This window comes from Halorhabdus rudnickae, from assembly GCF_900880625.1.
Taxonomy (GTDB): Archaea; Halobacteriota; Halobacteria; order Halobacteriales; family Haloarculaceae; genus Halorhabdus; species Halorhabdus rudnickae.
Map to the genome: position 1 here is coordinate 280091 of NZ_CAAHFB010000001.1, position 20486 is coordinate 300576.

Here is a 20486-nt window from a genome sequence, read left to right on the forward strand (position 1 = left end):
ACTGGAACACCGGGAGACTCACTTCGTTCGTCTCCCGAGCCCGACGACGGTTCGCTTCGCTCACGCATCGTCGAACACCGAGTCGCCCCGCGACTCGAGCTTGAGGATGACTTCCTGTCGTCAGTCATCCGAAAACACCGGGAAGCGAAGCTTCCCGAGCTCGATGATTCCTTCCTGTCGTCAGTCATCATCGAACGCCTCCAAACGGTACTGCTGGGCCGGGTTCTTGTCCTGGAGGATCTCCATGAGTTCGCTGTGGCCGCCGCGTTCGACTTTCGCGCGCTCGCGTTCGATCGTGTCCAAGGCGTCGTTTACCTGCTCGCCGAACAGTTCTTCGAGGTACGACCGCGGGATGCGCTCGACGTCGACGGTCTCGCCGTCCTCGGAGTGTTGGGGCGGCGCAGTCGGCGGGATGTAGTAGACGTTCGGCGTCGTCTGGTACTCCGGATGGAGGGGCAGGGCGACCTCGTACTGCTCGACGAGCTTGTAGATCGGGCCATCCTGATCGTCGAGATAGCCGACCATGCGGAGTTGCGTCGTACACTGATCGGCACAGGCTGGCGGGTGGACCTCGTCGTCGGGTCCTTCGCCCTCGATACGCGGGTAACAGAAGACGCACTTCTCGGAGCGCTTCGTGACGGCGTTGTAGTAGACTTTCTTGTAGGGACAGCCCTCGACGCAGTAGCGGTAGCCCCGGCAACGGTCCTGGTCGACCAGAACGACGCCGTCCTCCTCGCGCTTGTACAGCGCCTTCCGGGGGCAGGCCTCCACACAGGAGGGATGGGTGCAGTGGTTGCAGATCCGCGGGAAGTAGAAGTAGTAGTTGTTGGGATGCTCGCCGGCACCCTGGTCCTCGTCCCAGTTTGGCCCCCACTCGGGATCGCCGCCTTCCGGTTTGAGGGCCTTGTCTTCGCCCTCTTTGAGGATTCCCTCGTGGTCGAACTCCCAGGCCTCGCCGTAGTCCTCCTGGGATGGGATCTCGCCGACGGAGCGTTCGTTGTGCTCTTCGGATTCCCAACCACCGCCCTTCGATTCCCAGTCGCGAGGGTAGCCTTGCCCGGGACGGGTCTCGACGTTGTTCCAGTACATGTACTCGGTGCCCTCCCGCTCGGTCCAGAGCGTCTTGCAAGCGACCGTGCAGGTCTGACACCCGATGCACTTGTTGAGGTCCATCACCATCGCGACCTGGTGGTCCACCCCGTCAGCGATTTCGACGTCGTCGTGAGCCATCACTCGTCACCTCCTTCTTTCGGCCGAATGTCACAGCGCACGTCGCTGTTGACGCCAGTCGGTCCCCAGAAGTTCGGGAAGAAGTGCAGATGCTCGCCCGAATCCTCGGGGTACTGGACGAGCTGTGTGGGTTTCATGTACATCGGGATCAGCGAGTTGAAGTTGTTCCGGCTGGGGTACTGGTAGCGCTCCCAGGCGAAGTAATGCCGGACGGTCCCGGGTTCGCTGCCGGGGTAGATCTTGGCGTTGGCCTCGATCGTCGCCAGGTCGTTGTAGATCTCGACCGTGTCGCCGTCCTCGATGCCGCGGTGCTGGGCGTCTTCGGGATTGATGAACACCACGGGCTCGCCCCGGTTGAGCTGGAGCATCTTCTCGCTGTCGCGCCACGTCGAGTGGATCGACCACCGGCCGTGGGGCGTGTTGTACCGCAGGGGATACTCGCTCTGGTCGTTGGTCTCGACCGGCCGCTTGTGAGTCGGCAGTTCCTCGCCGAGATCCAGGAACCAGTCGTGATCGATGTAGTACTGCTGGCGACCCGTGAAGGTGGGCCAGGGCTCTTTGTCCTGGACGAAGTCCTTCCAGGGGGCGTAGGCCGTCCCCTCTTCGAGATCAGACGTCCAGTGGTCGCCCGCCGCCTCGAATCGCTGGGGTTGCTCGACGGTGTCGGCGAAGGTGATCTGTCCACCGTCCTCGGGATTGCTCTCCGTCGAATGCTCGAGGACGGCCTCACAGGCCGCCCGGTCCTCCTCCAGGGCACCGTCTTCGCCGGTCTCCCAGTCGCGGACGTAATCGTCGTAGACTGACTGGAGGTCGATCTGGCGATCGAACTTGCGGTCGTCGATCGGATCGATGTCCCGCTCGCGGGCGATTGCCTGAATTTTCTGGGCGAGTTCTTTGAATATCTGCCAGTCGGACTTGGCCTCGCCGAGGGGTTCGACGGCGGGCGTGAACGGATGCACGTAGGTGTGCATGTCCGTCATGTTGAGGTCGTGTTTCTCGTAGTGGCTGGCTGCCGGCAGGACGATGTCGGCGTACAGCGCCGTCGAGTCCAGCCGGAAGTTGATGTCCACGACCAGGTCGAGTTTATCCCAGAGGACTTCCTCGACGGCAACGTTGCCCTTCGCCTGGTTGAAGAAGTTGCCACGCCAGACGAACATCGTCGACGGATCAGGTCGAGTACCGTTCTCGCGTTCCTCGGGATAGACGGGCATCCAGCCCTTCTCGACGGATTCTTCGATCTTCGCACGGGTGTCGGGATCGGTGTTCTCCAGGATACCGGCGTGGTAGTAGGTCCACAGCGTCGTCGGGACGCCACGGACCGAGCCAGTCGGGAACGAGAGGGACTTCCAGCCGTGGAAGGTCCAGATCTTCTCCTGGCCGACGTAGTGATCGACGCCGGTGCCGTTCCGGCCGATGTGGCCCGTCAGCGTGACGAGTAGTTGAATGGCGCGGTTGCCCAGGTCGTTGTGATACCAGTCGTTGACGCCCTTTCCGTGGATAATCTTCGCGCGGTCGACTTCGGCAAACTCCCGGGCGATCTTCTGATGGGTTTCGGCCCCGACGCCGGTTTCCTCGTGGACGTACTCGGGCGTGTAGTTCGCCAACTCTTCCCGGAGGTTGTTCCAGACCGAGGTGACCGAGATCTGCCCGTCGGTCGTCTGGACAGTGGCATCGACGGCGAGTTGCGGGTCGAAGTCGAGTTCAATCGACAGCGAGTCGTCGTACTTGGCCTCCCGCTCACCTAGCGATCCCGGTGCGGCCCGGAGGGTCCCCTCGCTGTCCTGCATGACCATGACTTTCTCGGGTTCCTCGGCGTCGACAGAGAGGCCGGGCACTTCGCTTGCCCGGAGGAACTTCCCTGTGTCATCCCGGACGAGCAGGGGCATGTCGGACTGTTCTTTCAGGTGGGCCTCGTCGTAGCGGTTTTCCTCGACGATAGTGCGAGCCATGCCCAGCGCCAGCGCAGTGTCCGTCCCCGAATTCGGTGCGATCCACTCGTCGGTGTGGACGGCCGTCTGGGAGTAATCAGAGAAGATCCCGACGCGTTTGGCACCCTCGTAGCCGGCATCGAGGAAGTACTTCGCGTCGGGGATGCGCGTGACGTTGATGTTCGATCCCCACGCGATGATATACTCGGCGTTGTGCCAGTCGGCGCTCTCGGCGTTGTCGGTCTGGTGGCCCCAGGTGATGGGCTGGCCCGGCGGCAGGTCCGAGTACCAGTCATAGAAGGAGTGGGAGACCCCGCCGAGCAGGTTTATCAGCCGCGAGCCCGAGGCGAAGGAGACGGGACTCATCGCCGGGATCGGCGTGAACCCGGAGATAGCGTCGTATCGGCCGTCCTGGATCTCTTCGATGACGTGCTCGGCGATCTCCGTCAGGGCTTCGTCCCAGGAGATGCGCTCCCACTCGCCGGCGCCGCGCTCGCCGGTCCGGCGCATGGGATACTGGACACGCTGTTCGGCGTCGACGTAGTCGTTATAGCAGGCCCCTTTCTGGCAGCCTCGCGGATTGGGGTCGGGGAGGCTCTCGTCGAAGCGGGGGTAGTCGTTGGCCTGTTGTTCGCGCCAGACCTGGCCGTTCTTGACGTAGACGTCCCACGAACAGGAGCCGGTGCAGTTGACCGAATGGGTCGACCGGGCCACGGAGTCCCAGTCCCACTCCTCGCGATAGAAGTCCTCCCAGTCGCGGTAGGGGTAGTTACCGATGGGATCGTCGACGGCTTCCAGCCCGTCCAGGGCCCGATCGGCAACGGTCAGGCCGGTCGCGCCGACCACGCCGGCTGCCCCGGCACCCAGCAGGAAGTCACGGCGCGAGAGGCCGTCTGTACTGTCGTCGGATGGATTTGCGTCGCTCATTGGTTGTCGATGAAGACGGTTGCAGTCGCGAGTGTCACTCCGATCACGACGAGTGCGAGCCCGGCAGTGCTCGTCGGCCCCACTTCCAGGGCCGCGGCCACTAGCGCCAGCCCGAGGAGTTTACTCGCCGTATCCACACGTCGATACGTCCGACCGGACAATGCCTGCAAGTGCTCACTCATCTTCGGGCACCTCCACTGGGTCTATCGTGTCCTCAGTGTCTGTTGACGCCACTGGGCCGACATCGTCGTCCGGTTGGGCCGGTGTCTCGGCCGCCTCCCGTTCGCGGTTGATCGTCCAGTGGACGAGTCCGAACGCGACGACGGGGCCGAGTATCATTGTGAACAACAGCGGCAGATTGACGATGTCCGTCGACACCCCGATCGCTTCCGCGAGCAGGTTGTTCATGCCCGCGATCGAGGCGATCATAATGAAGACGACGCCGGCGACGCCGACGGCCGTCTGGACCGGCCGCTCGAAGGGATCGGCCGTGAAGTGAACGCTGTCTCGCCGACGGTCGATAAAGGGCCAGGCGAACACTGCCAGGAAGACCAGCGACGGGAGGGCGACCCCGCCGAGGAACTCAGCGCTGACCTCGATCGGCCCGAGATGGAAGCCCAGCGAGGACGGCAGGACTTTCAGGAATCCGTAGAGCCACATGAAGAACCAGTCGGGCATGATCAACGCCGGCGTCCCGGCTGGGTTGTTCGGCCCGTACTCGGCGATGTTGTGGACGGGCAGGAACCCGGCGAGCAGCGAGAGTGCCGCAAGCGTGAGGAAGAAGACGACGGCACTGACCGCCGCTTGATTGGGGAACGCCGGCAATCCGACGACGACGCTGTCGTCTTCGCTATCGACGGTGTCACGGTCGCGGCCGTCGACGGTCCCGGTGGCCGAAGAACCGACCGGCTCGACGTCACCCTCGCGCTGTGCTTCGGTGTGTTTCTGTCTGACCAGCAGACCCATGTGGACCGCCAGCCCGACGGCGATCAACACCGGGATGATGAAGACGTGCAAGAAAAACAACCGTGGGATCGTCGCACTGGATGGGAAATCCCCGCCGAAGACGATCGCGGCGATCGGATCGCCCAGGATGGGGATCGAGCCGGCGATGTTGAAGCCGATCCCGGTCGCCGTCGAGGCGAACTCGTCGAACGGGAGTGCGTAGCCGGTGTAGGCCGCTCCCATCGCCAGGATCGCCAACGTGGTTCCGACGACCCAGTTGATCTCCCGCGGCTTGCGATACGCGCCATGGAAGAACACCCGCAGCATGTGCAGGCCGATCGAGGCGACAAAGAGGTGGGCCGCCCAGTGGTGGAACCGCCGGATGAACATGCCAAAGGGCACGTCGTAGGTGAGCTGAAGGACGCTCCCGAATGCGGCGGGCAGCGAGTCGCCCTGGAACTGCGCGACGCTGCCTTCGTAGGTCATCTCCGTCGTCGAGGGCTCGTAGAAAAAGCCGAGGAAGATGCCCGTCAATACGAGCATTCCGAAGGAGAACAGCGCGACCTCCCCGAGCAGGAACGAGTCCTCGGCGGGGAAGGCCTTCCCGAGGAATGCCTCGGCCTCGTCCAAATCGAGGCGATCGTCGAACCACGCGTAGACGCGCTGGCTTCGGGACATCACTCACCTCCTGCGCCGACGGGTCCTTCGAAGTCGCCGGTCGCGATCAAATGCCCCTCACTGGCAAGCGTGATTGGGAGTTGTGGCAGTGCTCTGGGTGGTGGACCGCCCGTGACTGTCGCCCCGTTGGTCGGGTCGAACTTCCCGTAGTGGCATGGACAGACGAGCGTGTCTTCCTCGCGGTCGGAGACCGTACAGCCTGCGTGCGTGCAGATCTTCGAGTAGGCGGCGTAGCCCTCGACGGTGTAGGCCATGTTCGTCTCCCCGCCGTAGGCCGTCTCCGGAAAGCGGAAGAGCAGCGTCGGTGCGTCCCCGATCCCAGGTCTGGGCTCGGGGAAGACGGTCAGCTGTTCGCCCTCTGCGAGGCGGTCGGGCGTGATCCGGTTTCCGTCGCCGTCGACCAGCGGGATGCCGTCGCCGTAGATCGGGCCGGTGTAGGTGCGCTGGAAGACCTGCTGGAGGCCCGCGAGCGGCGCGGCCAGGCTCCCCAGGGCCGTGAGCCCGCCCGCGGTCGCGAGGAGTTTGGCGATGTCGCGCCGTTCGACCTCGGCCCGGTCGTCCGTGTAGATGCTCGGTCGGACGGGGCCGGAAGTCTCCCCGTCGTGTTCGCAGGGGCAATCCTCACTCACCGTGACCCCTCCGTTCGGCGACGGCGACGTGGGGCATGAACCAGGCGTAGTAGGCGACCGTGAGCAAGGCCAGGGAGGTGAACAATCCGGTCGCGTACAGCCCGAAGTACTGGGTCCGGGCCAGCGTGAGATACTCGCCGGTGAACAGCGCGGCGAAGGCGATGGCGAGCACCGTCAGCCCGGCCATCGCGACCAACCCCTCGATCGAATCGGGGGCGTCCTCGTAGGCCACGAGCCAGCGATTCTCGGTCTCGAACCAGGGGAGTACCCGATCCGGAGTCGACACCGGGTCGTCCGGATCGCTTCGTCTCACCGCCCGGTTCATGAACTGATGCGCTCCGGCCAGGGCCCCGACAAGGGCGAACAGCGCAATCCAGACGATCACGCCGACCTGGCTCGGTGACAGTTTGTTCGGCGTATCGATCAGGCCCTCCAGTGGTTGCATGTCGGAAACGCTCTGATCGATCGCGATCTCTTCGGCGGGTGGTTCGCCGTGTAACGCCACGAACCACATCGGCAGGAGAACGGCGAGTACCACGACCGCGATGACGAGTGTGGACCGTTTCATGTTGATCACTGTGTGCTGATGCGTCCCACCACCAGTGGTTGCGGAAACTGGTAGGGCGGAGACGTCGGTCCCTTAGACAAAGACGGTCTTCCTCCATAGAAAGACAACCTCAGCGCTGAGGGCTTTTATGTTAGAAAATTGTGAAATATGTTCGGCCGACTGTTTATACGTGATCCCAAGGTGGGGCGAACATGTTCGGGCCAAACGAAATATGGCTCGTCCGGTTGTACGTAACACAATGGAGGGGGTTCGGGCGGAACTCGTCGTCGAGGACCCACGTCGCTGTGACGTAGCCGCTGCCTCCCGCGATTGCGGGCCGGTCTCGTCGGTTTCCCGGAGTGTCGTCCCGGACGCCGAGGGGCGCGTCCACGACGAGTTCACGGTTCGGGAAGGCGACCGTCCGGATACGCTCGGCGACGCGACGGCGATATTCCGGGACGACAAACGGACTATCTATCGACTCCCGCGAGCGCACGGCCAGGGATGTGTCTGTGAGTGTATCGAACGCGAAGGCTGTACCGTCCGTAACGTACAGATCGTGGACGGAACGCTGTTCGTGACTGTGCTTGCCTGTGATCTCGACGGAATCAGAGCGATCGTTTCGACGTTGCGGGAGACTCAGGACGGCGTCAAAGTGGGGAAACTCCTCCGGGCGCCGCCGGAGGACGACCCAGGACCGCTGTGGGTCACTGATCCCGACGACCTGACCGCCCGCCAGCGCGAGGTGCTGGAGACCGCCTACGAGATGGGCTACTTTGAGTATCCACGGAACGCCAGTGCCGCGGTCGTCGCGGACGAACTCGGGGTCGCCACGCCCACATTCACCGAGCACCTCGCGGCCGCCCAGCGCAAACTCCTCGAAGGATTACTGGAGAACTCTCGATCGGACACAACTGCAAGGCAGCGCTCTCCCAAAGAGCGACCGTGAGGGGCGACGGTCACTGCTCGACTGAGACGGCCGCTTCTCGGGTTTCTTCCTCCGTCACGTCCCTGGGGTCTCCGTGGCTCTCGACGGCAAAAAGGGTCGCCACTGTGCGAGCGAGTGCCGGGTCGTCCCGCTGGGCGGCCAGGTCGAGAGCCACCATCGGTCCTGTGAGAATCTGGTCGGCCAGACGGTCACAGAGTCCTTCGAGTTCGCCCCGACAGTCCTCGTCTAGCTTCCGGGTCGCCACAGCGACGTGTCGCTGTTTCGTCCGTTCGGTACGCTCGCATAACCGGTGTTCGACCGCGTCCGGATCGACGTTTCTCTCCCCGTTCGCTCCCGACATGGTCGGAGCGACGAACCCATCCACGAAAAGGCCTACAGCGAACATATTCGTCTCAGGGAAATCCCAGTCCGGCAGCCTCGGCGCTTCGGTCAGTCCTCGAATAGCGTTCGCGCCACTTTCAGGTCCGCTCGCGTGTTGACGTTTTTCACCGAGCGATCGAGATCGACGCATGCCGGTGATTCCTCGGCCGATACGACCACGGCGGAGAGTCGCTCGACCAGCGCGTGCAGGCTCCGGCCAGACCGGTCGGTTTCGAGCGCCTCGGCGAGCGCGCCCCGGCGGTACCAGGCATGGAGTGGGTGGAGTCCGTTCGCCGTCCGTGGAACGACTGCGTCGGCTTCCCCGGCCCGTTTCCCGGCGAGCCACTCGACCGACGCTTCCTCGACCAGCGGCATGTCACAACCGAGGACCAGCGACCATCGGGCATCGGACGCCTCCACAGCGCCCGACAACCCGGCGAGAGGTCCCTCCCGGTCGGGCACGTCGATCACGAACCGGACTAGCGCGTCCAGTACGTCGGCGTAAGCCTCCCGTTGTTCGGCCGTCGCGACGGCGACGATCGGCGTCCTGTCGGTGGCTCTTCCGGCGATGTCCACGACGCGCCCGATCAGGGACATCCCGCCGACCGTTGCCAGCGCCTTCTCACCGCCCTCGAAGCGACGACTCCGCCCACCGGCCAGGACGATCGCCGCCGCGTTCTCAATCGACGGCATACCCAGTCAGTCCCTCGAATAGCCTCTCATCGTCGAGCCGGTCGGCGAGACGCCCGACGGCTGGTTTCTCGACGCGATCGGCCGCGGCGAAGACGCTCACCGGCTGGACGCCGAGTCCCTGGAAGCCGAGGCCGAGGCGGTCGGCGGTCGTCGCAAGCCCGAGCCCTACGTCGGCGCTGCCCCGTTCGATCCGTCTGGCGGCGCTCTCGATGCCGTGAGTCCCGATCCCGTACCCGTCGATCTTCTCCCGGATGCCCTCGGGATCGTCCGACCCGTCGATGACGGCCTCGAAGGCCTCTTGCAAGCCCGAGCCGCGACTGCGATTGACGAACCGATAGTCTCCGTCTGCGAGGGCAGCGACGCCGTCGACGTCGATCCCGTCGGCAAGCAACAGCCCCCATTCGCGGGTCCAACAGCCGAGCGTCTCGGCTGTGGATTCGAAGGAATTCTCGCCGGTGACGACGGCCACGTCGGCGATCCCATCAGCCAGCCAGCGCTGGCCACCAGTCGAACCGAGCGTCCGGTAACGCGTTCGATCGATCCCGTCGATGGCGGCCAGAAAGCCGGGATCGCGCTCGCCGACAGCGAGCAGTTCGGGCGGCCGATCAGATGTCGAAAACAACTCGACGGTGACCGTCTCGCCAGCGTCGAGCCGTCGCGTGTCGGCGGCCATCTCGACGACGCCGTCCGCGTAGGCCAGGCTCGTCGTCGCACCGCTGCCGCGATCGACCGGGTAGACGAGCAGGTCGTCACTCCCGTCCCGGACCAGGCCGACCGGCACGGCGCGATGGCGGCCCTCGTCGTAGCGCTCTGTGCGAGCCAACCGGCCGGTCACAGTCGCGGCGTCGCGGTCGGTTCCCGCCCACTCGCGTAGCGTCGGCCCAACCAACAATCGGAAGATCGACAACGCCGAGACTGGATAGCCGGGCAGTCCCACGAGCGGCGTCCCGTCGTAGCGGCCGACGATCGTCGGTTTTCCCGGTTTGATGCTGACCCCGTGGATCGTCAACTCGCCGTTGGCCTCGACGAGGCGATAGAGCACGTCGCCGCTGCCCGCGCTGGTCGAGCCGGCCGTCAACAGCAGGTCACATTCGGCGGCCGCCCGGGATAGCGTTTCTCGCATCTCGCTCTCGTCGTCCGGCAAGATACCGTACCGGAGAGGTTCGCCGCCGGTTTCTCGGACCGCGTTCGCGAGCGTCGTCCCGTTGACGTCGTAGATCTCTCCTTCCGCTGGGGAAAGTTCGCTACCGGGTGCGACGAGTTCGTCACCTGTCGGAAGGATCCCAACCGTCGGTGCTGTTCTGACAGGAACCGTCTCGCGGCCGATGGCCGCAAGCAGGCCGATCGTCCGCGGGGCGAGGCGCGTCCCCGCGCTCAGCGCTCGATCGCCGGCCGCCACGTCGCTGCCTGCCGACATCACGTTCGCGCCAGGCGCGACCGCCCGCTCGACAGCGACGGTCTCACCGCGGGCCTCGCATCGTTCGATCATCACGACGGCATCGGCACCCTCAGGGAGGACAGCACCGGTTGCGATCTCGACCGCCGTGCCAGCCTCGACAGCCGTCTCCGGACGTTCCCCCGCCGCGAGGCGATCCACGACCCGGAGTTCGATCGGATCCATCTCGCCCGCACCAGCCGTCTCTCTCGCACGGACCGCGTACCCGTCCATGCTCGCGCGATCGAACCCGGGGACGTCGATTCCTGCATCGATCGGCTCGGCGAGTACGCGTCCGCTCGCGCGTTCGACTCGGACGGTCTCGGTTCCGGCCGGGGCCTCGAAGTTCCCGATCGCTTCGCGGGCGCGGGCGGGTGTCACCAGCTCCCGCATTTCACGTCGGTCGGTCATTGACGGCCCTACGGGGGAGTCGCCGAAAAACCCCTCGGCAGGTCCAGGCGCTGTCCGGATCTGCCGTCATCCCGGTCCCGTTTCACCCTTCGGATAGATGGGGTCGATGCCATCGAAAACGGCTTTGAGACGAATCGTCTGGAGCCGGGAGTGAAACAGTCTGCTGGATCGACGCCGAACGGACTCACTCGGTCCAGTTCCACGTCTCGACGGTGACCGTCTCGCCCGCCGCGTATCCCTCGACGGACTCGGGAACGACGACCCACCCCTCGGCGTCGGTGATACTCGAGAGCACGCTCGCGCCCGCGACCCGGAGCGGCTCGATGTGGCCTTCCTCGGTGTCAGTGACACGTGCGAACGTCCGGATGCCGGGTTCGCTCGCGATCTTCCCGCCGAGTTGGGCTTCCCGGCTGTGGATCGGCGCCGGGTCGAACCCGCCGGCCCGAGCGATCGCGGGGCGGAGCAACTGGGTCGCCCCGACGAACGAGGAGACGGGATAGCCAGGTAATACCAGGATCGGCGTCTCCTCGACGTTGCCAAAGCCGACTGGGTGGCCCGGTTTGATCGCCACCCCGTGGACGCACAGCTCGCCGATCGACTTCAGAACTTCGGGCAGGAGATCGCGATCACCGACAGAGGAACCGCCGGTCGTCACAACTAGATCGTTAGTCCCGGCCGCCGTCCGGATCTCCTCGGCCAGCCGATCGAAGTCGTCGGTGACAATCCCCTCCGTGTTCGCCCGGCCACCCCACTGCCCAACGAGTTCCGCGACCATCGTCCCGTTGGTCTCGACGATCTCGCCGCGAGCGGGGTCATCTTCGACGAGTTCTTCGCCGGTTGGGATCACCCCGACATCCGGTCGATCCCGAACGACGACAGAATCGACGCCCGTGGCCCGGAGAAGTGCGACGTCCGCCGGGCCGATCCGTCGACCAGGCTCGAACAGTGTCCGGCCCTCGGAGACATCCTCGCCCACTGGGGAGACATTTTCGCCCGGTGTGAGGGCGCTGGTGACGTCAATTATCCCGTCGCGCTCGGTGACGTCCTCGATCATGACGACGGCGTCGGCCCCCTCCGGCAACGGTTGCCCGGTGTTGACCGGCACGCCCTCCTCGCTCCCGACCGCGTCGGTTGTCGGATCGAGCTGTCGCGGTGATCGATCCGACGCACCGTGCGTATCACTCGATCGGACGGCGAAGCCGTCCATTGCCGCCCGCTCGAAGTGCGGGACGGCCCGTTCAGCGTCGACTGGTTCGGCGAGTACCCGGCCGACTGCAGTGTCGGGTTCGACCTGTTGGGTACGTCCGTGTGGCTCGACGAGCGACAGCAACTTTTCGCGTGCGTCGGGGAGACGCGTTACCGACCCGAACCCCGCGCCGTGGCGATCGGCCATAGAACAGTTCCGGTCCGACGGTAGAAAAACCGGTTGGGACGGTGATCGACGGCGGGCCGACTACGCCGTCTCTTCGCTTCGCTGGACTGTTTTCTCGACGATTTGGACATCCCGAATCGCTGTTTCGGGATACGATCCGTCCGCGTCCTTCTCGGCGGCTTTGACCATGTCCCAGACGACGTTCAATCCCGTCGTTACCCCTTCCAGTGCCTCCATCTCACAGCCCGTCTGTCCCGTCGTCTCGACCGCGAGGCGCAGGCGTATCACGTCGTCATTCACAGTAAACGCCGTATCGATGTTCGTGATCGGAATCTGGTGACACAGCGGAATCGTCTCCCAGGTGTGTTTGACGGCCTGGATCGCGCCGACCCGGGCCGTCGCGAGGACGTTTCCTTTCCCGATCTCGTCCTCGCGGATCGCCGCGATCGTTGAGGCTGCGAGGGTGATCTCCCCCTCGGCGACGGCCCGACGCTTCGATGCGGGTTTGTCGCCGACATCGACCATGTCGGCCGCGCCGTCCTCGACGTGCGTGAACTCCTCGGTCATGACTCCTCGGTCGGTCCTCGGGAAGTTGTAGCTTCCGCACGGCGCGGGCGTGACTCAGGAAAAGACGGGCCGTTATCGCGTCGCCATCGCGACGAGGTGGGCGACTTCCGGGAGAATCAACGCTTCGATGCCCAACCGGGCGGCGTTCTCGCTGCCGGGCAGACAGAACACCGGGACGCCCGCGAGCACGCCGGCCGTCGCCCGCGTCGCCATCGCCCGCGTGCCGACTTCCGCGAAGGACCGACGCCGGAACTCTTCGCCGAATCCCGGGAGGTCGATCTCTAGGACGCGCTCGGCTACGTCGATCGTCACGTCGTCGGGCGTAATCCCCGTCCCACCGGTGGTCACGACGGCGTCGACTTCGGGGGCGTCGACGAGTTCCAACAGGGCGGCCTCGATCGCGTCGGCGTCGTCGTCGACCAGTCGTCGCTCGACGACGGTGGAACCCGCGTCCTCAATGGCTACGGCGATCGCGTCGCCGGCCGGATCGTCGTCGAGCGTGCGGGACGTGGAAATCGTCACCAGCGCAATGGTGATGTCCGCGATGTCGTGATCGTGGTGGTGGCCCATGCGAGCACGCTCGGGCGCCCGCGTTATATGATCGCCGCTCAGATCGTTCCGAGAATTATCTCTGTCTGCTCCCGATCCGGTCCTTCGTCTTCGCCAGTCCGACCGCTTTCGCGGTGTTCCGCGACTGTCTTTGCGAGTGCCGCCTCGTGTGGCGTCGAGTCCCACCCGAGCGCGTGGAGTTTCTCCGTCGATAATAGGTGTGGACTGTCGCGGTACAGGGGGAACTCCTCGGGGGCGAGCATGGCTGAAGCGAGTTCGTTGGCGCTCGCACCGACGGGGTGGACGGGCCGATCCATCGCGTCCGCGATCAGTTCGACCCACTGTCCGAGCGTCGGTGCGTTGCGGTCGCCGACGTTGTACGCCTCGCCGGCTTCGCCCCGTTCGGCGACGATCCGCAGCGCGCTTGCAACGTCCTCGACGTAGGCGAACTGCCAGAGACTGAGGCCGTCGCCCGGAACCACGACGCGGTCGTACGCCCCAACCCGATGCAACCAGTAGTCAAAGCGCTCGGTGTAATCGTATGGGCCGTAGACGACTGTCGGCCTGACAGCCATCGCGTCGACACCTTCCGCGGCGGCCTCAACGACCGCGCGGTCGCCCTCGGCCTTCCTGTTGCCGTAAGTTTGCGGGGAGTCGTCGACTGCCTGCTCGTCGTTGCAGGGTTCCAGTGGCGTCTCGCCCTCCCGCTTTGGGACGCGTTCGGCGCCGTAGGACGAGCCACTGGAGACGTAGACGTAGGCTGAAACGTCGGCGAAGATATCGGTCGCGGCGCGGACGTCACGCGGGTGGTAGGCCACACAATCGACGACCACGTCGGGATCGACCACCTCTTGGGCACGTTCGAGCGCCGCGGTGTCGGTCCGATCGCCCTGCACGTGCTCGACGCGATCGTCCCCGGCGAAGGGGTTCTCGTGGTTCCCCCGGTTGAAGATCGACACCTCGTAGTCGGCTTCGAGAAATTCCTCGACAGTATGGCGGCCGATGAACCGCGTGCCGCCGATGACGAGTGCGCTATCCATGGCAGAGCACAGGGATGGGCGGGACAAACGGGTGTCGCTCCGGCACTCGATGCCGTCACTGCGGCGCCGTCACATCGAGACGAGCGGTTCGTTCGACGTCTCGAGGCTCGGCGGCAGGTCGCTTTCGCCGGTCAGGTACTGATCGACGTGGCGGGCGACGTCCCGCCCGCTGCCGATGGCCCAGACGATCAGTGACGGCCCCATCTTCGCGTCGCCGGCCGCGAAGACGCCGTCGACGTTCGTCATCATCGCCTCGTCTGTCTCGAACGTACCGTCGTCGTTGATCTCGGCGCCAAGCGGGTCGAACGGGGTCGATTCCGGGGCCTCGAACCCGATGGCCAGGATCACCAGATCTGCGGGGATCTCCAGGTTCGATTCGCTCACTTTCTTCTCGGGTGGCCCCTCACCGCCCTCCTCCCAGATGACCCGATCGGCTTCGAGTGTATCGACCCGGCCGTCGCCGTCGGTGTCGACGAACGCGTTGGTGTCGACGTTGTACTCTTCGACGGCCCCCTCCTCTTGGGCGTAGGTCTTCTTGTAGGTCTGGGGCTGTTCCGGCCACGGGTTGCCGGGCGGGCGTTCGACCGGCGGTTTCGGCAGGAGTTCGATCTGGACGACCTGCTCGGCCCCCTGGCGGTGGGCCGTCGCCACGCAGTCAGCGCCAGTGTCGCCACCGCCCAGCACGACCACGTTCTTGCCCTCGGCGTCGATATCTGGGCCGGAGACATCTTTGCCGACGTTTCGGCGGTTCTGCTGGGTCAGGTAATCCATCGCGAAGTGGGTCCCCTCGAGGTCCCGACCGGGCAGGTCGAGGTCGATCGGTTTCTGGGATCCGACGGCGATGACCGAGGCGTCGAAATCGTCCTCTAAGCGCTCGACTGGGACGTTCCCGCCGACCTCCGCGTTGGTTTCGAAGGCGATGCCCTCCTCACGCAATTGATCGACGCGGCGCTGTACGCGGTGTTTGGCGAACTTTTGGTCGGGAATGCCGTAGCGCATCAGTCCGCCGACCTCGTCGTTACGCTCGAACACCGTCACGTGGTGGCCAGCGCGGTTGAGTTGCTGGGCGGCTGCCAGGCCCGCCGGCCCCGATCCCACGACAGCCACTTCGTAGTCGGTGCGCTGTTCGGGTGGTTCGGGCTCGATCCAGCCCTCCTCCCAGCCTTTGTCGGCGATGGCCCGTTCGATGGACTTGATCGTCACCGGGTCGTCGTTGTACGCCAGCACGCAGGAGTTCTCGCAAGGTGCGGGGCAGTTGTACCCCGTGAACTCCGGGAAATTGTTGGTCGCGTGCAGGCGTTCGAGCGCCTCCTTCCAGTCGCTGCGGTGGACGAGGTCGTTCCAGTCGGGGATGATGTTCCCGATCGGACACCCACCCATGCATGTCGGCGTCCCGCAGTCCATGCAGCGTTCGCCCTGCTCTGCGAGCTGCTGCTCGTCCCATTTCTCCGCCCAGACTTCCTCGAAGTCCCCGGTCCGCTCGTCCGGATCACGCTTGCCGATCGGTTGGCGCCGGTGGCGGCGGTAGCCCCCGGGGTGATGTTCGGCCATCAGTCGTCACCCTCCGTTGGGAACGTCGGCGTACTCGGTTTCGGCGGCGGCGACGACCGGACGTCTTCTCCCTGTTCGAGGCGCTCCTCGACGACTTCGGCGAAGGCGTCGGGCATCACCTTCACGAACTGGGCGACGTACGATTCCCAGTTGTCGAGGATTTCCTTCGCCCGCTGGCTGTCAGTGTAGCGAGCGTGGTTCTCGACCATCCGCCTGACCATTTCGCGGTCGCGTTCGTCCAGCGCTTCCAGGTGAACCATGTCCGTGTTGACCCGATCCTCGAAGTCACCGGACTCGTCGAGGACGTATGCCTCGCCGCCGGACATGCCGGCGCCGAAGTTCTTCCCCGTCTCACCGAGGATCACGGCGACGCCGCCGGTCATGTACTCACAGCCGTGGTCGCCGACGCCCTCAACGACCGTCTTGACACCGGAGTTGCGGACGGCGAAGCGTTCGCCCGCCTGCCCGTTGAAGTAGGCCTCGCCGTCGGTCGCACCGTACAACGCGACGTTGCCGGTGACGATGTTCTCGCTGGCCTCGTACCCAGCCTCGGGCGGGGTCTCGATGATCAGTCTCCCGCCCGAGAGACCCTTGCCGGCGTAGTCGTTGACGTCGCCGGTCATTTCGATCGTGACACCGGGCGCAAGGAACGCGCCGAAGGACTGGCCGCCGGTCCCCTCGAAATCGAACGTGATCGTGTCGTCGGGCAATCCGGCTTCGCCGTACGCTTTCGAGACTTCCGAACTCACCATCGCCCCGACGGTACGGTCCTCGTTGGTGACGCGGCCACTGATCTCGGCGGACTCGCCCCGCTCGATGGCTGGCTCGGCCTCCTCGAGGAGTTCCTGGTCGAGTTTCTCTCCGAGACCGTGGTCCTGCTCCATCGTCTTTCGTGGGTCGTCGTCGTAATCTGGCCGCCAGAGGAGTTCCGAGAGGTCGACGTGTTTTGCTCGCGGGTGCTCGACCGCCTTCTGTTCGAGGAGGCCAACCTGTCCGATCAGCTCGTCCATCGTCTCGACGCCGAGTTCGGCCATGATCTCCCGCACCTCGCGGGCGATAAATCGCATGTAGTTGGCGACGAACTCCGGATCGCCGGGGAACCGCTCGCGCAACTCCTCGTCCTGGGTGGCGACGCCGACCGAACAGGTGTTGCAGTGACACTTCCGCAGCATGACACAGCCACAGGTGATCAACGGCGCCGTTCCGAAGCCGTACTCCTCGGCTCCGAGCAGCGCGGCGATCGCGACGTCGCGGCCGGTTTTCAACCCGCCATCAACCCGGACACGGATCCGCGACCGGAGGTCGTTGTTCAGCAGGATCTGGTTGGCTTCGGCAATGCCCAGCTCCCAGGGCAGACCGGCGTTCTTGATCGAGGTCTTCGGCGATGCCCCGGTCCCGCCGGACTGCCCGCTGATGAGAACGGCATCGGCTTTCCCCTTCGCGACGCCGGCCGCGATGATGCCCACACCGGCCTCGCTGACCAGTTTGACGTGGACGTCCGCGTCGGGGTTCGAGCACTTCAGGTCGTGGATCAACTGGGCGAGGTCCTCGATCGAGTAGATGTCGTGGTGTGGCGGGGGCGAGATGAGTGGCACACCGGGTGTCGTCGAGCGCGTCTCGGCGATCAACTCGCTGACCTTTTCGCCGGGCAGGTGGCCCCCCTCGCCGGGCTTTGACCCCTGTGCCATCTTGATCTCCAAGTGCTCGGCGTTAGCGAGGTAGTTGCTTGTGACACCGAACCGTCCGGAGGCGACCTGTTTGTCGGCACACTCTCGCTCGGTACCAAAGCGTTCGGTCGGCTCACCACCCTCGCCAGTAGAGGCGAACCCGCCGACGCGGTTCATCCCCGCAGCGAGCGTCTCGTGGGCCTCCGGAGAGATCGACCCGAACGACATCGAGGAGCTGAAAAAGCGCTTGGTGATCTCCTCGACGGGTTCGACCGCCTCGAGTGGGATCGACTCCCGCTCGTCGGTGTTGAAGTCCAGCAGTCCCCGGAGGGTCTGGAGGCGCTCGTTTTGATCGTTGATCATCCCCGCGAACTCCCGGTAGGCGTCGTAGTCGCCGTTGTTGGTGGCGTACTGGAGCTTGCCGATCGTGTTGGGGTTCCACTGGTGGAACTCCCCGTCACGTCGCCAGTACAGTTCCCCGCCCTGATCGAGTTCGAGGTTGCCCGCGACCGACCCCTCGAAGCCCTGTTCGTGGCGTTCGAGCACGTCGGCCTCCAGTTGCTCGATCCCGATGCCTTCGGTCCGGTTTTCGGTCCCCTCGAAGTACTCCGCAACGAAATCCGAATCCAGGCCGACGGCCTCGAAGATCTGGGCGCCCTTGTAGCTCTCCAGAGTCGAGATGCCCATCTTCGCCATGACCTTCTGGATACCGTCCTCGACGGCGTGGCGGTACTGATCGAGCGCGGTCTCGCGATCGACCTCGAGGACGCCGTCGAAGGCCAGTTCCTCGATGGACTCGTAGGCCAGGTACGGCGTCACGGCGTCGGCCCCGTAGCCGACGAGTGTCGCGAAGTGATGGACGGCGTTGGGCTGGCCGCTCTCGACGACGAGGGCCGTGTGGGTCCGGAGCCCCTCTCTGACGAGGTGGTGGTGGACGCCACCGACCGCAAGCAGACTCGGGATCGGCACGCGCTCCGGGCCGGTTTCGGCGTCCGAGAGAAGCAGGATCTCGGCTCCCTCATCGAGTGCGTCGACCGCCCGTTCACGCACGTCTTCGACGGCGGCTTCCAGATCAGTCTCCCCCGGATCGTAGGTAATGTCAATCGTCGCCGAGGTGATCCCGTTCTCGTCGATATCGGCGATCTTGGCGTGTTCTTTCCGGGAGAGAATCGGCGAGTCCAGTGCCAGTTGCCGACAGTGCTCGGGCGTCTCGGCGAGCAGGTTGTTCTGGCGACCGACGTGCTGTTTCAGCGAGGTGACGGTCTCCTCGCGGATGTAGTCGATCGGCGGGTTCGACACCTGGGCGAACAGCTGCTTGAAGTACGTAAACAGCGTCTTGTTCCGGCTAGAGAGCACCGACAGCGGCGTGTCGTTGCCCATCGCGCCGATGGGGTCCTTTCCGTCCTCGGCCATCGGTTCGATCAGACGCTCGACGTGATCGAGAGTGTACCCGAACGCGCGCTGGTACTTCGTGATGTCGTCCTCGACGTACGTCGGTGCCGTGGCCGTGCCTCCCTCGACGTCGGCCAGCGTTACACGGTTCTCCTCGAGCCACTCGCCGTACTTTTCGTCGGTCAGCCGGTCGAAGATATCGTCGTCGGGAACGATTCCGTCCTCGGCGTCGGCGTAGAACATCTGGCCGGGTTCGAGGCGGTCCTTCCGCTTGACTCGCGAGGGATCGACCTCGATCGCGCCGGTCTCGCTGGACATGACGAGTCGGTCTTCGTCCGTGACGAGATACCGGCACGGGCGCAGGCCGTTCCGGTCGAGGATCGCGCCGACGCTGAATCCGTCGGTGAAGGCCACCAGTGCGGGGCCGTCCCAGGGTTCGTTGATCGTCGAGTGGTACTGATAGAAGTTCTTGCGGTCCTGATCCAGATAGTCCGACTCTTCCCAGGCCTCCGGGACGAGCATCCGGAGGGCGTGCGGGAGCGACCGCCCGCCCTCGACGAGCAGTTCGAGGACGTTGTCGACGACGGCCGTGTCACTCTGTCCCTCCTCGGTGATCGGTTTCAGCTTCTCGATGTCCTCGCCGAAGACGGGACTGGCGAGATCCGCTTCGCGGGCATGCATCCAGTTGAGATTCCCCCGGAGCGTGTTGATCTCCCCGTTGTGTATGATGTTCCTGTACGGGTGAGCGAGATCCCACGCACCCAGCGTGTTCGTCGAGAACCGCGAGTGGACGAACACCAGACTCGTCTCGACGCGTTCGTCCGAGAGATCCTCGTAGTACGTGCGGACCTGGGCGTTGGTCAACAGTCCCTTGTAGACGAGCTTCCGGCGGTCGAGCGAGCAAACGTAAAAACGTTCGTGACCCGGCGGCTGTTGTTCGTCGACCCGTGACTCGATGACGTTCCGGAGGACGTACAGTGCCGTATCGAGTTCCGCGGGATCGAGGTCGTCCCGCGGCTCGACGAAGAACTGCGTCACGTCCGGTTCGCCCTCCAGGGCAGTCGCCCCCAGTCCTTCGTTGTCCGTGGGTACGTCCCGCCAGGTGAGTACGTCGAAACCCTCCTCGTCGGCTACCGATTCGATGATCTCACGAAGCTTCGCGGCCGACTCTTCTCGCGGAAAGAAGACCTGACCGACGCCGTAGTCGTCGAAATCGTAGCCCGCGAGTGCGTCGACCTCTTCGCTGAAGAAAGCGTGGGGCTTCTGAATCAAAATCCCTGCCCCGTCGCCCGTATTCTCCTCGGCACCGCGAGCACCGCGGTGGTCGAGGTTCTCGAGCAGTGAGAGCCCCTCGGAGACGATGCCGTGTTCCTTCTCGCCGTCGAGGTTAAGCAAGACACCGACGCCACAGTTTGACTTCTGGGTTGACCCGTCGGTCAATCCTCGCTTACCGTCGGGTACCGTTGGTGTATTCATCGTGTGTGTACTTATCACAGACCGGCATAAGGGGCGGGGTGCGTGCAGGAATTGCGTCCCCTCCGCTGGCTCTCGAACGACCGGCCGGTATTCTCTCCACACGTGGCGTGTTCGTCTCTGTTATCCACACAATACCGGAC

The 20486-nt window shown here is 64.7% G+C and carries 16 protein-coding genes; 1 reads left to right on the forward strand and 15 read right to left on the reverse strand.

Translation table 11 applies throughout. From position 1 onward, the window contains the following. Window positions 1-180: 180 nt before the first annotated feature. The 6 genes from narH to BN2694_RS01475 are packed head-to-tail and all read right to left on the reverse strand — an operon-like array spanning window position 181 to window position 6905. A complete protein-coding gene (gene narH, locus BN2694_RS01450; RefSeq protein WP_135661931.1) occupies window positions 181-1230 on the reverse strand; it encodes a nitrate reductase subunit beta in 1050 nt (349 codons plus the stop codon). After that, window positions 1230-4085: a nitrate reductase subunit alpha gene (locus BN2694_RS01455; RefSeq protein ID WP_135661933.1), complete on the reverse strand. Its 2856-nt coding sequence runs from the start codon at window positions 4083-4085 to the stop codon at window positions 1230-1232. The genes narH and BN2694_RS01455 overlap by 1 nt, the downstream gene beginning before the upstream one ends. Then, the gene (locus BN2694_RS01460; RefSeq protein ID WP_135661935.1) at window positions 4082-4267 is read right to left on the reverse strand and encodes a hypothetical protein; all 186 of its coding nucleotides are present in this window, start codon (window positions 4265-4267) and stop codon (window positions 4082-4084) included. The genes BN2694_RS01455 and BN2694_RS01460 overlap by 4 nt, the downstream gene beginning before the upstream one ends. Continuing rightward, window positions 4260-5708, reverse strand: a complete 1449-nt coding sequence (locus BN2694_RS01465) for a cytochrome b (protein ID WP_135661938.1) — start codon at window positions 5706-5708, stop codon at window positions 4260-4262. Before BN2694_RS01465 ends, BN2694_RS01460 begins: the two co-directional genes overlap by 8 nt. Then, window positions 5708-6337, reverse strand: a complete 630-nt coding sequence (locus BN2694_RS01470) for a QcrA and Rieske domain-containing protein (protein WP_135661940.1) — start codon at window positions 6335-6337, stop codon at window positions 5708-5710. The genes BN2694_RS01465 and BN2694_RS01470 overlap by 1 nt, the downstream gene beginning before the upstream one ends. Beyond that, a complete protein-coding gene (locus BN2694_RS01475; RefSeq protein WP_135661942.1) occupies window positions 6330-6905 on the reverse strand; it encodes a hypothetical protein in 576 nt (191 codons plus the stop codon). Before BN2694_RS01475 ends, BN2694_RS01470 begins: the two co-directional genes overlap by 8 nt. Window positions 6906-7143: 238 nt before the next feature. Between BN2694_RS01475 and BN2694_RS01480 the strand changes: the two genes are divergently transcribed. Continuing rightward, the gene (locus tag BN2694_RS01480) at window positions 7144-7833 is read left to right on the forward strand and encodes a helix-turn-helix domain-containing protein (protein WP_167879934.1); all 690 of its coding nucleotides are present in this window, start codon (window positions 7144-7146) and stop codon (window positions 7831-7833) included. Window positions 7834-7843: 10 nt separating this feature from the next. Here BN2694_RS01480 and BN2694_RS01485 read toward each other — a convergent pair whose 3' ends face one another. The 9 genes from BN2694_RS01485 to gltB form a co-directional block, all read right to left on the reverse strand. Then, on the reverse strand, window positions 7844-8173 hold the full coding sequence (locus BN2694_RS01485; RefSeq protein WP_167879935.1) for a hypothetical protein: 330 nt from the start codon (window positions 8171-8173) through the stop codon (window positions 7844-7846). Window positions 8174-8262: 89 nt separating this feature from the next. Then, window positions 8263-8886 carry a molybdenum cofactor guanylyltransferase gene (locus tag BN2694_RS01490; RefSeq protein WP_135661949.1) on the reverse strand — a complete coding sequence of 208 codons (624 nt, stop codon included), beginning with the start codon at window positions 8884-8886 and terminating at the stop codon, window positions 8263-8265. Further along, the gene (locus BN2694_RS01495; protein WP_135661951.1) at window positions 8873-10732 is read right to left on the reverse strand and encodes a molybdopterin biosynthesis protein; all 1860 of its coding nucleotides are present in this window, start codon (window positions 10730-10732) and stop codon (window positions 8873-8875) included. The genes BN2694_RS01490 and BN2694_RS01495 overlap by 14 nt, the downstream gene beginning before the upstream one ends. A gap of 184 nt (window positions 10733-10916) precedes the next feature. Further along, on the reverse strand, window positions 10917-12125 hold the full coding sequence (locus BN2694_RS01500) for a molybdopterin molybdotransferase MoeA (protein ID WP_135661953.1): 1209 nt from the start codon (window positions 12123-12125) through the stop codon (window positions 10917-10919). 60 nt (window positions 12126-12185) lie between these two features. Further along, complete coding sequence (gene moaC, locus BN2694_RS01505) at window positions 12186-12671, reverse strand: cyclic pyranopterin monophosphate synthase MoaC (protein WP_135661955.1); 486 nt, start codon at window positions 12669-12671, stop codon at window positions 12186-12188. A gap of 72 nt (window positions 12672-12743) precedes the next feature. Next, complete coding sequence (locus BN2694_RS01510; RefSeq protein WP_135661957.1) at window positions 12744-13241, reverse strand: MogA/MoaB family molybdenum cofactor biosynthesis protein; 498 nt, start codon at window positions 13239-13241, stop codon at window positions 12744-12746. Window positions 13242-13279: 38 nt separating this feature from the next. Next, entirely contained in the window at window positions 13280-14260 is a 981-nt protein-coding gene (locus BN2694_RS01515; protein WP_135661959.1) for an NAD-dependent epimerase/dehydratase family protein, read from the reverse strand. Between the two features lie 69 nt (window positions 14261-14329). Then, the gene (locus BN2694_RS01520) at window positions 14330-15811 is read right to left on the reverse strand and encodes a glutamate synthase subunit beta (RefSeq protein ID WP_135661961.1); all 1482 of its coding nucleotides are present in this window, start codon (window positions 15809-15811) and stop codon (window positions 14330-14332) included. Further along, entirely contained in the window at window positions 15811-20346 is a 4536-nt protein-coding gene (gene gltB / locus BN2694_RS01525) for a glutamate synthase large subunit (protein WP_135661963.1), read from the reverse strand. The genes BN2694_RS01520 and gltB overlap by 1 nt, the downstream gene beginning before the upstream one ends. Window positions 20347-20486 lie beyond the last annotated feature (140 nt).

What these genes read in the sequence shown, in the direction of transcription:
- narH (WP_135661931.1), bottom strand. Translation starts at nt 1,230, where the DNA reads ATGGCTCACGACGACGTCGAAATCGCTGACGGGGTGGACCACCAGGTC.
- BN2694_RS01455 (WP_135661933.1), bottom strand. Translation starts at nt 4,085, where the DNA reads ATGAGCGACGCAAATCCATCCGACGACAGTACAGACGGCCTCTCGCGC.
- BN2694_RS01460 (WP_135661935.1), bottom strand. Translation starts at nt 4,267, where the DNA reads ATGAGTGAGCACTTGCAGGCATTGTCCGGTCGGACGTATCGACGTGTG.
- BN2694_RS01465 (WP_135661938.1), bottom strand. Translation starts at nt 5,708, where the DNA reads ATGTCCCGAAGCCAGCGCGTCTACGCGTGGTTCGACGATCGCCTCGAT.
- BN2694_RS01475 (WP_135661942.1), bottom strand. Translation starts at nt 6,905, where the DNA reads ATGAAACGGTCCACACTCGTCATCGCGGTCGTGGTACTCGCCGTTCTC.
- BN2694_RS01480 (WP_167879934.1), top strand. Translation starts at nt 7,144, where the DNA reads ATGGAGGGGGTTCGGGCGGAACTCGTCGTCGAGGACCCACGTCGCTGT.
- BN2694_RS01485 (WP_167879935.1), bottom strand. Translation starts at nt 8,173, where the DNA reads ATGTCGGGAGCGAACGGGGAGAGAAACGTCGATCCGGACGCGGTCGAA.
- BN2694_RS01490 (WP_135661949.1), bottom strand. Translation starts at nt 8,886, where the DNA reads ATGCCGTCGATTGAGAACGCGGCGGCGATCGTCCTGGCCGGTGGGCGG.
- BN2694_RS01495 (WP_135661951.1), bottom strand. Translation starts at nt 10,732, where the DNA reads ATGACCGACCGACGTGAAATGCGGGAGCTGGTGACACCCGCCCGCGCC.
- BN2694_RS01500 (WP_135661953.1), bottom strand. Translation starts at nt 12,125, where the DNA reads ATGGCCGATCGCCACGGCGCGGGGTTCGGGTCGGTAACGCGTCTCCCC.
- moaC (WP_135661955.1), bottom strand. Translation starts at nt 12,671, where the DNA reads ATGACCGAGGAGTTCACGCACGTCGAGGACGGCGCGGCCGACATGGTC.
- BN2694_RS01510 (WP_135661957.1), bottom strand. Translation starts at nt 13,241, where the DNA reads ATGGGCCACCACCACGATCACGACATCGCGGACATCACCATTGCGCTG.
- BN2694_RS01515 (WP_135661959.1), bottom strand. Translation starts at nt 14,260, where the DNA reads ATGGATAGCGCACTCGTCATCGGCGGCACGCGGTTCATCGGCCGCCAT.
- BN2694_RS01520 (WP_135661961.1), bottom strand. Translation starts at nt 15,811, where the DNA reads ATGGCCGAACATCACCCCGGGGGCTACCGCCGCCACCGGCGCCAACCG.
- gltB (WP_135661963.1), bottom strand. Translation starts at nt 20,346, where the DNA reads ATGAATACACCAACGGTACCCGACGGTAAGCGAGGATTGACCGACGGG.